Genomic DNA, 12,171 nt, shown 5'->3' with positions numbered 1-12,171 from the left:
CCAAATCTTTTGATTTGGCTTTAAAATAAAAAAGATAAAAACAAAATAAAAAGCTTTGGCTAAGTGCAAATCCGAAAATTATGCTATTTTTAATCCCGTACTAACCATAGCCCAACCGTTGTAAACAATGCAAAAAAAACCATAACAAATGAAATATGCTGAATTTGACATTGACAATAACAAAATAGAATTTCTGAATTCTGTGCTTGGATTTGAGATTGTTTTAATAAATGGAAAGAAAATTTCGAATAGATTTTCAATAACTGGAATTGAACATAAATTCGAACTGAACTCTAAAAATTACATTTTAAAATCTAAAGCTAAATTATTTGCAAAAGATGGAATTAATATTCAACTCTCTGAAAATAGAGAATTAATCGAGACCATAAATCTTGAATATAATAAGAAACACAGGTTATATTGGATGCTTTTTGGAGTGTTTTTTGGTTTGCTAGGTTTTAAACTTGGAAAGATATTGGTTGAGAATTTAACTCACTAAAAAAATATAACTAAACTGAATTTGGAATTGAAACATATTAACTCTTGAATTTGAAGTTGAAAACCTGAATTAATAAAGGGAACTGATAAAAGCATTGTTTACAATACCGTATAAAAACAATTGCGGTTTAGTGCTTAATCAAAGGTAGTTGCGTGTTTGTAACGTCTGATTTTCCTTCGGAAAATCCTCGTAAACAAACCCGCAACTATTCTTATACGAGACCGTTAGCTTTAATTATGAAAAAAACACTCTTCATATTGATTTTAGGACTTACTTTTTATAATTGTAAAAAGGAATTAAAAAATCAGAACGAAAAAGTTGAGATTAAAGCCGAAAAAAGCGAAACAAAAAAGGAATTAAAATTTAGTCTTTATAATTCAACAGAATTTGAATTAAGAAACATAACAGTCGGATTACCATATACTTCTTTAACATATGATAAACTCGAAAAACAATCTCAAACGGAATGGACAAATGTAAAATCTGCATATCATTACGGTTTCGTAAGATTTTATGATATAAAAAACAGAAAATATTATATTCAACCTATTGATTATGTCGGAGAAACACCGTTTGAAAAAGGAGAATTGAAATTCCTAATAAAGGACATCGACTCAATAAATCAAAGGTTTGAACTTGACTTTGAATATAAAAATAACTAAAGCTAACTTAAGCCGTATAAAAATAATGCTTAGTTTAGAGCTTAATCAAGAGTCCGTGCGCTTTTGCTTGCTTCTGATTTTCCTTCGGAAAATCCACGCACACAAAACCACACTAATTTTTTACAAAATCGTTGTGCATAATGTCCCAAAACCGCAGAAAATAAATGAAAAACCTGAATGGAACTTGGTTAAAGATTAAAACAGGAGACGACTATTGTCGACCAGAATTTATTGAATTCTATAACAATCAAATTATACATTTTGAACTTGAATTAAAAAGCGGAAATGAATTATTAAAAGTTCGAACTGAATGGAGCGAGAAACTTTCCGAATCAAAATATGAATTTATAAATGACAATCGAATAAGAATATTCAGAATGGGAAAAACTCACACTGTGTTGAGCGAAACTGAATCGAAAATAGAGGATACTGAGTTTGCGACTGACTATGAGAGAATTGAACCAACCAAAACGAAACTTGAATCTAAAAAAATTGAGACGCTCGAATTCAAAGCAGCGTGGAATAACGAGAAAATACCATTAACGTTCAACAAAATTTTGGATAGTCCAGTAATCCAAGAAATAAATAAAAGAATGAAAAGAAATGGACGGAAATTAGTATTAGAACATTTGCAAGGAACTTATTTCGCATCAATTTTCGAAAATGATGAACGAAAGACACTAATTGGAATAAAGGAAATTGACGAGGAAAAAGCAATTCTATTCGGATTCCCAGAAAAACCATATGAAATTAAAGCTGAATAAAAACACTATGTACAACAATGGCTATTAGTAATTGCTTGTTCTCGTATACTTCTGAAAATCCTGAGGATTTTCAGTTCGGTGTGTACTTGCAAAGTTAAGTGCTTAAACCACGCAATGAAATCATACACAAGCCCGTTGAGCTTAATGTGGAAAAAACAAACTGAAATGGAAATAAGTTACTTGAAAAATAAATCGACCGAAAAACTGAACATCGAATTAAAATCTATTAAAGAAATTAAACTAACTCTAATATTACTTATAATATCTTTATATAGTTTTTCTATTTATGGACTTTTAAATATGGAAAACAGACCTTTATTTTTGGAAATAAGTATAATTGGACTTGTCTGCATTTCGATTTTATTCATACAGTTAGCTAAAATTAAAAAATTAAAAACCGAATTAAACAAGAGAAAAGTATAAAGATACTACGGATAATTTACCTGAGCTTATGTCAGAAATTGAATTTGTACTAGTTTGTGTTTGGGAATAGTTTTTTTTATATGTTTCAGAATTTAATAAACTTGATTCAGACTGTTTGTTAATGTATAGATTATTAGTTACGTATAATAGTATACAGCATGTTGTCTTCTGTGTTTAGTATTCCCAATTAGTCAAACGATTCACTCTACAAACAAATTGATTTCTATTGATACCGTTTAATAATTTTTATTATTTTTGTTGACTAATCAACATATATTCCATGGAAAAGTATGTATTTACGGATTCGGTTGGCTTTTTAACCACTACCATATCTAGAATATTACAGCAAAAATTACAAGCTAGATTTAAAAACACTAGATTAAATACTACGCCCGAACAATGGCGATTATTGGTTCTTATATCTAATGAAGGGGAGATGAATCAAAGTCAGCTTGCAGAACTTCAGCATAAAAATAGGGCTGCAATTAAACGATTAATAGATCATTTAGAAAACAAAAAACTAGTAACAAGAAATTCAGGAAAAGATTCTAGGTCGTATACCATATCACTAACCCAAGAAGGTAAACATGTCGTACAGGTATTTAATAAAGCATCTCATGAAACTGTAAAAGAAGCATTAAGCTGTTTTTCTGAGGCCGAAGCAAAAGATTTAAATAAACTGCTTAACAAATTACTTAATAATATTAATTAAAAAATTTCCCATTATTGTTGATTAATCAACAGTGTGATAAAATACAAATATGAAAAAGTTAAACCAGAACTCAGGTAATATATCTAAAACACGCGTTATTCTAGACTTGTTATTTTTATAGTAATGATTCTTGTGCTTATACCTCAAAGTACAGGAATAGCAATACATGAATGGTTGAGTTTTATAATCTTAATCCCATTTTTCTTACATCTAATCATTAATTGGAACTGGATTACAAAACATTCCAAAAATCTATTCAAAAAAAAATTACACAAAACCAAGTTTGATTACGTGTTCAATTGGATTTTATATATAGTCATGCTATTGGTAACTGTTTCAGGAATTGTAATATCTGAAGCTGCTTTACCTGCTATAGGCATCCATTTTAGTATAAATCCGTTTTGGACGATGTTACATAATGCTTCGGCAACACTATTTATAGCACTTTTAGGAATTCACTTGGCACTACATTGGAACTGGATTGTAAAAACACTTCAAAAATTAAAGTTTGTATCCGAATTTCATAATATAAAACAAATCTCAAATATTCTTCGTAATCGTAAAACAGAATTCCTAATTCTTATCGCTCTAAGTATAATACTTTCTCTAGGTATCTGGCTTATAGAGTTTACAGACTGGGCAGAAACTATAACACGTAACAGCACTAAAAACATAACAGCATCAGGACCTAAAAAGGCAGGAATACAATGGTTAATGTATATTCTTCCATTAGTAAAAGTAACTGTCTTTTTATGTATTCCTGCTGTTTTAACACGAGTAATAATTTATTTAAAAGTAAAACTGAAAAACTAAAATTATGGCGTTTATAGAACATATTATTAAGAAAATAATGGATAGTGGCGTAATAACTTCTAAAACACAACTCTCTAAAAGTGTATTTAAAATTGAAATCCATAGTGAAGCTGTAAAACCAATGGATTTTATACCGGGCTGTTTTATTCGCTTAGGCGTAGGTATTGGTCAAGCAGCCAGCTCGAAAAAAGATATGGTAAGAAGCTATTCTATTTGGAGTATAGATAAAGATAACAACACATTTAGTCTTGCTATAGCTACGCATAGCAATGGAATTGGCGCCCAATGGGTTAAAGATTGTAAGGTTGGCGACTCTGTTTATTATAAAGTAAAAAGAGGGAAATTTACCGTAGATACTACTGCAGATAGCTATTTAATGCTTGGCGACCTATCTGCATTATCGCATTTATATATCATCAATAGATATTTACCAAAAGATAAACATGTGGAAAGTATTATTTATAACAAGAACATTCCAGAATTATACGCCGATATAGATGATGAAAAACCATTTAACCTTTATAGTATAGAAGAAAACAATATAAAAGAAATTATAGCTAAAATAGATGAAGTAATCCCTCATCTTAAAGGCGTTAAAATGGCTTATATTGCTGGTGACAGTAGGGTTTGCATTGCTGTAAATAACTATCTAAGAAAAGAGCTAAAATGGGATACGAAACACATTAAAACTAAGCCGTTTTGGAATCCTGATAAAAAAGGATTGGAATAACAAGCTTTAACCACAAACTAAATAAATTGGCGTTTTTGATTCTTAATCGAAAATGCTTTAACATCATAAAGTTTCCACTTCCAGATTCAATTTATCTAAAAGCAAAAGGTATAGAGTATGCCGATAATTTAAGTACAGATATTAACGTTTGAACAGTTTCAACACATTGGGGACCAAATCCAGACGAATTAAAAGTTGGCGATTCAATCTGTTGGGGTGCTGCGTCAAGCCATCTAAATTATTTAGTAACCAATAATATGGTTTTAATGTCTACTTATATCGATCAAGGCTCTTCCTATGAAAAAGAAGCACTTGCCAAGACAATCATGAAAGATGTTTTTCCTAATAGATAACTTATACTTTTAGATGGCATGATTGTTAATTATAATGGTGGTGGAACACATAGTTTGACACAGTAAGAACCTAGTGTAAAAACTAAGTTATGCCATTACAGTATAAAAACCATTATCTATTTAAGAACAGCAATTGGGACGTTGTAAATTTACTATTTAGAGAACACTTGCGAATAAAGTGGTAAACAAGTAAAGTTTAAGGACTAATTTGTTATAAAGTATTATACAAAAACAACCTGTATGGCGTTAAGATTTATCTTTAGGCTTGTACATTACAATAATCTGAATTAAAATAGCCAAGAACACCAGTATGTAAATCTCAATCTGTGTAAACAATTCAACAGTATTTAAAGCACGTTTACTAATAGACATTTGCTTGCTGCCTTCACTAAGCTGAATTTTAGAGAGGTCGTTAAGATTTGTTTTTAAATTTTCAATGTAATTCACCACCTGCGTGCGGTCACTAAGTGTAGAGTTTATATAGTGATGTTCAGAATCGATTAATAATCCCACATTACGTTTTAAATCTGTAAACACGGTCGCTTCGTCTGAAGTCAGTTTAGTTTGTTCATATCTGCTAATTAAAGTTTCTAGATTAGCATCTACTTTTGAATTCTCTCCTTTAAAAAAAGTGGTATCAGATAAAGCTACTGCCAATTCCTTTTGTTGCACAGATTTTAGCATTTCAAAAATTAAATCGTTAGCGATTAATCGGTCTTCATAAATGGTAACTACAGAATCACGAACCTGAACAAAATTGTTCTTATCGATTAAATTTGTGGTAATGATTAGAACAAAGATCATTAAGATTCCGAGTATCCATTTTAACTTATTGTAGAACGCCATAGGTAACGATTTTCAGAGTTTTAAAACTATTTTCAAATATATAAAAAACGTTTCAGAACACTGAATTAAATTAATTGCTTAAATTAGTGTTTACCCTGTATAAGTAATTTTATTTATGCGTTTTCTACGGAAAACACCTAGTCTATACATCCCTATTTTTGCTTATGCATTAGCGTTTTAAATAATATTAAAACAAATTAAATGAAGAGAACAGTTAGCTACATTAGTTCGTTAAAAACGATTTAATTAAAAAAACGATTGTTACAAACGCAACTTTTTATACCAATGCGCATCTATTAGAAAAGATGTATTATGAATATAAAAACACTACTTTTAATTGGACTTTTAGTTACGGCTTTTGCGTGTCATACTGATGACGATATGCTATCCGATTTAGAGGGTACATATGTCGGCATTTTCGAACGTGAAGGAATCACATCGCAAGTGGAATTGGATTTTGATAACGGTACATATATTGGTGAAAGTGATACCGATAGATTTCCTGCAATATGTCATGGTACATATAACATTGCTAATAATAGCCTACATTTTGAGAATTTATGTTATTGGACTGCAGATTTCGATTGGACTTTAATTTTATATAATAATTGGACTTTCACTTTAGAAGATAATGTTCTAATTTTAACCAACAGTATTGGCGATACCTATACATTAACAAAACAATAAAAGCCTTAAGCGATTATAAGGAAAAACGTAGCAATCTGGCCATGTTACTTAGCAAATTACAGTCCTAATCAACACCCTAGCATCAGCTATGCTAATGTATAATACAAATGCATTGATTTTTCGTACGGACTAGAATGAAACATACTGTATTTATTAGATTAAAAACGTAAAGGTAATTTTGGAGAACTTATATTTTACGTTAATTTCATGCCAAATTTTTATTTCATGAAAAGCCGTACCTACCTACTTTGTTTTATAATTTCTATTCTAGCTTATCACACCGCTTTTTCTCAAGAGGACTTAAAAGACTCCAAATTAGTGACTAATGTGTTCAATTCATTAAAAAAACAGAACGAGAAAAAATTCTTAAAAAGCTTACCTACAAAAGCCGAAATCGATTATCTCATTCCTATGGTAAAAACGGCTCAACCGGATCAAAATATTCCTGAAGCAGATTCAATAATTTCGAATTTTAGAAACAAAGCGACTGATGATTTTAGAAAAGTCATTCAAAGAGGTAGCAATTTTGGAGTGATGTGGGGCGATATCGTTTTACAAAATGTGAGCTATAAGGATAATCCGGACCCTAATGTACAGGTAGAACGCCGTGATATTACTTTAGAGTGCTCTAGCCACGATAAAAAATTCCTTATCATTTTAAAAAAATCTTCAAAAATACTTGATGAGTGGCGGGTAATGGATACCATGAAATTTACCCTTTTGTAATGTACTCGAGGTAAGTCCTAGATAAAAACTAACTTTTTAGATAGGATTGAGAGTTAATCCGAAACCTAATTATAGTTATCAGAATAGCATACCAAGACTAGTTTTAATTATGTGGATGTTTTTAAAGGTGAAGTACTATATTTGAACATCGTCTCATGCTGGATTAATAAACTGAATTATGAAAAAAATATGTGTGCTTTTCCTTATCGGAATTTTAATGTCAAGTTGTTCTGATGATGATAAAGAGTGCATTGACTGTGCGCTTTTTGATCCCGCATTTCCTGATTTATACATTCGCCTTGTTGATGAAACAGGTATTAACATTATTGAAAATGGTACGATTGACCCAAAAGACATAACGGTTGAAGGTAACTTTTCGAACCCAAACTTTTATTACATGCCGCCCAATGAATATGTTGAACCTGATGCCGATATTAGAGTTTACGATAACACACTTTTATTGTATATTCCTAGAGCCTCAGCATTTGAGTATACGCTTCATTTAAACGATTCGACCGCTATCGTTTTAGAATTTGAAGCTGATTATACTGAAATACCTTGCAATATTTCATATTATAATACGACGCAATTAATATACAATAATCAAAATATAGAATCAGAACTTGGAGCGTCTAATACACTAACTTTCTTAGCGGAAATTGAATTATAAATCGCATAAAACCCGAGCTATAATATATTATTTACGGTAGTTTACTTCGCTCGAATCATTTTAATATTAAGTTATTCATGTATTTAAACCTGTAAGTAATAAACCAAGTAATTTATGCAATACCTTTTGAAGCTATGAAATTGATACAAAAACTATTTGGAATGCATACAGATACAAATAGGCCATTTCCTAAAGAAGAACGAGAAGGAGCGGTGTCGATTGTTGGTGATAAAATTATTGTTAAAGGGAATAGTTATCACAACAGCGAAGTTAATATTAAAGACATGCAATACGCATACGTGCTTGTAAATGTGCAAGGCGAATCTTCGTTATTTATTTTTGATCATCATCAGCATGTTTTGCCTGCCAATTATATTGGGTTCTCTAAAGTATATAAGCAATTGTCTTCTGAATTCGGATTTAAAGATGATGTGTTTTTTGAGCATGTCAATCAGACTTCAGTAATAAAAAAACTAATTTGGCGCAAAGTACAGGAAGCAACCTATTCAATTCTTGATACTAATTATACCGATTACAATTTGGGATTTGAAATACAATCTGAAGAAAAAGTGTTTATTAGTTGGGATGATACTTACGTTGATTTAAATGAACACGAACATACGTTTATTGACGTATCTCCATACGGTCAAAAGATTTTAAAATTTAAATACCCAATTCGGATTGGGAATGTTATTTTAAACAATTTTACAGCATATTTCGACAACGCTAGAACAGATATTCCTGTGTTACATTATTATACACATGCTATTAATGCGTCTAGTTCCGATACAAGTTATTATGAATTAAAAACCAGATTACAATCAGATTTTTCTAATGATAATCAGTTCTTTGGATACGAACGGGAAGATCAAAATAGTTTTTCTTTTCGAGCTAACGACATCGTCTTCTCATTGGTGTACACTTACGATAGTACCTACCAGTTTAATGGTGGCTATACATCATTCTCGGTTAAAAATGAACGGGAATATCCTGAGTATTTAGTCGATTTAGATTATGAGAGCAAGATTGAAGTTAGTGATTTTATACAAATTAATGAAAACATAAGAACCGTTTCAAATTACAAAAGTAATAGTAAAATTAAACGTCGACCTGAGAACCTTAAATCTCATGTTGGTGAAGCTCCAACGCTATGGATTGATCATAAAAATTCAAAAATAGGATTTGCAGATCAGTCTTATTGCCAAGTATTCGACAAGTCTGAAATCCAATCTTTTACAATCCAAAATATATTGCCTGCAAAAGGTGGTGGTGGTAGTTATTTAGAATTGGATTTTAAGGATAACAAAAAATCCATCGCTATTTTTTCAGGGCCTTGTCACGTATTTAATGCCTATCAAGATAAACTCTCTAAATTAACAGGTTTAAAAATCAACATAGCAGCAGAATTTTATGATTGCTAATGTTCGTGTGTGAGTTTATAATTGAGTGTATTTTGCTGATTTTTTGTAACTTATAGGTGTTAATTAAAGCCAGAATTTATGAAACTCTTAATCTTACTGAGTGTTTTCGTTTTAAGTTCATATTACGTTAAGGCTCAATCCTTCGAACTCGTACATGACCATTCTACCATTCAGGTTGAAGATATTGAAGTCAGTGCAAAATTTTATGCAGACATATTAAATTTAAAGGAGTTGGAAACACCCTGGCCAGATTATAAATTAATCCGATTCTTTGAAACAGGAAAAAACCAACAACTACACATTGCACAAGCACAGATTTAACAGTATGGCACTGTACATGTTAATAAAGTACTTCATCTTGCTTTTGCTGTTCAGGACTTTGATGCTTTTTTAAGTTATTTAGAAGCCAAAGGCATTGTCTATACTAATTTTGCAGGAGCACCTAAAACCATCCAATCCAGACCAGATGGTGTAAGACAAATATATTTTCAGGATCCAGACGGGTATTGGATAGAGATTAATAATAAGAAACATTAACTTTTTCTGAACTTAAGTCAGTACCTGTTTTTTACTACGGTAGGCGAACTAGTTTATATAAGAGATATAATATAGATATCTTATATTTGGACTGTGTAGCCCAATTGTGCTATATGGTATAGTTTAGCACAATTAAATACAAAACTGCGAAAATGAAAAAAAACTTGTTATAGAATATAATCTTGTTAGTTCAAATACAGAAACTGACGATACGGAATTATCACCTTTTTTAATTGTTTGAGTTCCGAAATCTAAAAAAGAAATAAAGTTTATTGTCAACGGAACTGAATTAGGAGAAGGGACTAAACTTTTTACGTAGATTAAAATAATTGCGGCTTAGTACTAAAACAAACCCACAACTATTCTTATAGATAAACATTAGTTGTAATTCACATAAAATCATATAATAAATATGAATATAAAATACAATGACATAGATAAAACTATCGAAATTAAAGATGGTATGAAAAACTATTATTTTATAATGAAAATACTTATGGTTTTGAATTTATTAAATGCTATGCTAAATCTATTCGATGTGTATAAAACCGGATTTGGATTTATAGAAATAGTTTGGCTTGTATTAGGTTTAATATCAATAGTGGTGTTATACCTTTTCATATTTAAAAAATCGACATCAGAGAAGATTCCAATAGATACTATAAAGGGATTAAGTGAAACCTCTATTTTTGGAAGAACAAGATTTTCAGTTGAATTAAAAAACGGGAAAAAGCGGGACTTAAATGATATTAAAACTCAGAAAGAGTTTAATGCATTGAAAAAGATGTTTAATAAAAACAGAATTGTTAACTTGAAATCTTAAGGTATAGATTTGATTGTATTTTAATACATCACACAAAAATCACCATCCATACATACAAATAACAGTACGATTACTATGAAGAGGTTTGCCGTTTTATTAATGACTTTACTAACTACATTTACATCTATTGCTCAAGACATTACAGGCAAGTGGCATGGTGTTTTAAAAGTACAAGGCACACAGTTAAGGCTTGTTTTTAATGTAACAAAAACTGACGATGGATTTAGTACCACAATGGATAGTCCGGATCAAGGGGCAAAAAATATTCCTGTAACTTCTACCGTTTTTATTAATCCTAAAATTAAATTTATGGTGAGCAACCTGGCTATTGTTTATGATGGCGAATATAAAGATGGCGAAATAACTGGAGTATTTGTTCAGGGAGGTCTTGAGTTTCCAATGAATTTATCTAGAGAACCTATCGAGAAAGACATCGTAAACAGGCCACAAGAACCTAAAAAGCCGTATCCGTATAATTCGGAAGCGGTGACTTTTAAAAATACCAAAGCTGATATTACATTATCGGGTACATTAACATTGCCTAAAAATGGCACCAATTTCCCAGTGGTTATTTTAATTTCGGGAAGTGGTCCGCAAAATAGAGATGAGGAACTATTAGGGCATAAACCCTTTTTAGTAATCTCTGACTATTTAACGAAACACGGCATAGCAGTGTTACGTTATGACGATAGAGGTGTAGGGCAATCTAGCGGAGATTTTAAAACGGCTACCACTGCAGATTTTGCTACAGATGTAGAAAGTGCAATGGCATATTTAAAAACACGACAAGATATCAATTCTCATAAAATTGGTTTAGTTGGGCATAGCGAGGGCGGTTTAATTGCCCCTATGGTGGCGTCGAAATCTAAAGATGTTAACTTCATGGTGTTATTGGCCGGACCAGGAATTTCTGGTTACGATATCTTTTTACTGCAATCCGAATTAATTAACAAAGCCAACGGCTTAGACGAATCTGCTTTACAACAGGAATTAGCGTTTCTTAAAACAAATTTAGATGTTGTTGTAAAAGGCAATGATTTAGATGCTATTAAATCTGTTTTAACCGATACGTTACATAAACAACTCCTTTCTCAACCCGAGCTGTTACCAAAAGGCATGGAGGCAAAAGATGTCGATACATTTGCAGATACGTTTACTACACCTTGGTTTCATTACTTTTTAAAATATAATCCGAGTGTTAGTCTAGAGCAAGTGCAATGTCCTGTTTTAGCTATAAATGGCGAGAAAGATTTACAAGTTCCTCCAAAAGAAAATCTATCGGCCATAGAGCAAGCTTTAATTAGAGGCGGGAACAAAAACATAAGCATTAAAGAACTTCCAAATTTGAATCATTTGTTTCAAGACGCTATAACCGGGTCACCAAACGAATACTCTACTATTGAACAGACATTTTCTCCAGATGCTTTAGAAGAAATTACAAATTGGATACTACTACAAACCAAATAAAATAGCTTCTAATAGTGTGTTATAAAGTTGCTAAATCA

General features: G+C 31.2%; 15 protein-coding genes and 1 pseudogene. 15 read left to right on the top strand and 1 reads right to left on the bottom strand.

Translation table 11 applies throughout. The annotated features are described in order from the left end of the window. Nucleotides 1-148 precede the first annotated feature (148 nt). From BN863_RS08920 to BN863_RS08890, 7 genes are all read left to right on the top strand, one after another. A complete protein-coding gene (locus tag BN863_RS08920; protein WP_038529717.1) occupies nt 149-499 on the top strand; it encodes a hypothetical protein in 351 nt (116 codons plus the stop codon). 236 nt (nt 500-735) lie between these two features. Beyond that, complete coding sequence (locus BN863_RS08915; RefSeq protein WP_148304591.1) at nt 736-1,161, top strand: hypothetical protein; 426 nt, start codon at nt 736-738, stop codon at nt 1,159-1,161. Nucleotides 1,162-1,325: 164 nt separating this feature from the next. Then, on the top strand, nt 1,326-1,925 hold the full coding sequence (locus BN863_RS08910) for a hypothetical protein (protein WP_038529713.1): 600 nt from the start codon (nt 1,326-1,328) through the stop codon (nt 1,923-1,925). Between the two features lie 114 nt (nt 1,926-2,039). Continuing rightward, a complete protein-coding gene (locus tag BN863_RS08905) occupies nt 2,040-2,348 on the top strand; it encodes a hypothetical protein (RefSeq protein WP_148304590.1) in 309 nt (102 codons plus the stop codon). 280 nt (nt 2,349-2,628) lie between these two features. After that, complete coding sequence (locus tag BN863_RS08900) at nt 2,629-3,060, top strand: MarR family winged helix-turn-helix transcriptional regulator (protein ID WP_038529709.1); 432 nt, start codon at nt 2,629-2,631, stop codon at nt 3,058-3,060. Between the two features lie 123 nt (nt 3,061-3,183). Further along, on the top strand, nt 3,184-3,873 hold the full coding sequence (locus BN863_RS18015) for a DUF4405 domain-containing protein (RefSeq protein ID WP_051774642.1): 690 nt from the start codon (nt 3,184-3,186) through the stop codon (nt 3,871-3,873). A 4-nt stretch (nt 3,874-3,877) separates the two neighbouring features. Then, nucleotides 3,878-4,603 carry a siderophore-interacting protein gene (locus tag BN863_RS08890; RefSeq protein ID WP_038529707.1) on the top strand — a complete coding sequence of 242 codons (726 nt, stop codon included), beginning with the start codon at nt 3,878-3,880 and terminating at the stop codon, nt 4,601-4,603. A 599-nt stretch (nt 4,604-5,202) separates the two neighbouring features. On the opposite strand, the gene BN863_RS08885 is transcribed toward BN863_RS08890, so the two are convergent. Continuing rightward, complete coding sequence (locus BN863_RS08885) at nt 5,203-5,802, bottom strand: MCP four helix bundle domain-containing protein (RefSeq protein WP_038529705.1); 600 nt, start codon at nt 5,800-5,802, stop codon at nt 5,203-5,205. A 312-nt stretch (nt 5,803-6,114) separates the two neighbouring features. On the opposite strand from BN863_RS08885, the gene BN863_RS08880 reads away from it, so the two are divergent. From BN863_RS08880 to BN863_RS08850, 8 genes and pseudogenes are all read left to right on the top strand, one after another. Continuing rightward, the gene (locus BN863_RS08880; RefSeq protein WP_038529703.1) at nt 6,115-6,489 is read left to right on the top strand and encodes a hypothetical protein; all 375 of its coding nucleotides are present in this window, start codon (nt 6,115-6,117) and stop codon (nt 6,487-6,489) included. Between the two features lie 225 nt (nt 6,490-6,714). After that, nucleotides 6,715-7,215 carry a hypothetical protein gene (locus BN863_RS08875; protein WP_038529701.1) on the top strand — a complete coding sequence of 167 codons (501 nt, stop codon included), beginning with the start codon at nt 6,715-6,717 and terminating at the stop codon, nt 7,213-7,215. A 178-nt stretch (nt 7,216-7,393) separates the two neighbouring features. Next, nucleotides 7,394-7,885 (top strand): hypothetical protein, encoded by a 492-nt coding sequence (locus tag BN863_RS08870; RefSeq protein WP_038529699.1) that lies wholly within the window; start codon nt 7,394-7,396, stop codon nt 7,883-7,885. 161 nt (nt 7,886-8,046) lie between these two features. Beyond that, the gene (locus BN863_RS08865) at nt 8,047-9,306 is read left to right on the top strand and encodes a hypothetical protein (protein ID WP_148304588.1); all 1,260 of its coding nucleotides are present in this window, start codon (nt 8,047-8,049) and stop codon (nt 9,304-9,306) included. 78 nt (nt 9,307-9,384) lie between these two features. Then, complete coding sequence (locus tag BN863_RS08860; RefSeq protein ID WP_038529695.1) at nt 9,385-9,627, top strand: VOC family protein; 243 nt, start codon at nt 9,385-9,387, stop codon at nt 9,625-9,627. 33 nt (nt 9,628-9,660) lie between these two features. Further along, a pseudogene (locus BN863_RS18995) lies at nt 9,661-9,843 on the top strand (VOC family protein); the annotation flags it as partial. 412 nt (nt 9,844-10,255) lie between these two features. Beyond that, a complete protein-coding gene (locus BN863_RS08855; protein ID WP_038529693.1) occupies nt 10,256-10,666 on the top strand; it encodes a hypothetical protein in 411 nt (136 codons plus the stop codon). Nucleotides 10,667-10,741: 75 nt separating this feature from the next. Further along, complete coding sequence (locus BN863_RS08850; RefSeq protein ID WP_038529691.1) at nt 10,742-12,133, top strand: alpha/beta hydrolase family protein; 1,392 nt, start codon at nt 10,742-10,744, stop codon at nt 12,131-12,133. Nucleotides 12,134-12,171: the final 38 nt, after the last annotated feature.

Origin of the sequence: Formosa agariphila KMM 3901 (assembly GCF_000723205.1) — a bacterium.
In the GTDB taxonomy this organism is placed as follows: domain Bacteria; phylum Bacteroidota; class Bacteroidia; order Flavobacteriales; family Flavobacteriaceae; genus Formosa; species Formosa agariphila.
Note: the sequence above shows the minus strand (reverse complement) of the source record. Positions and strands in the feature narration are given on the sequence as shown.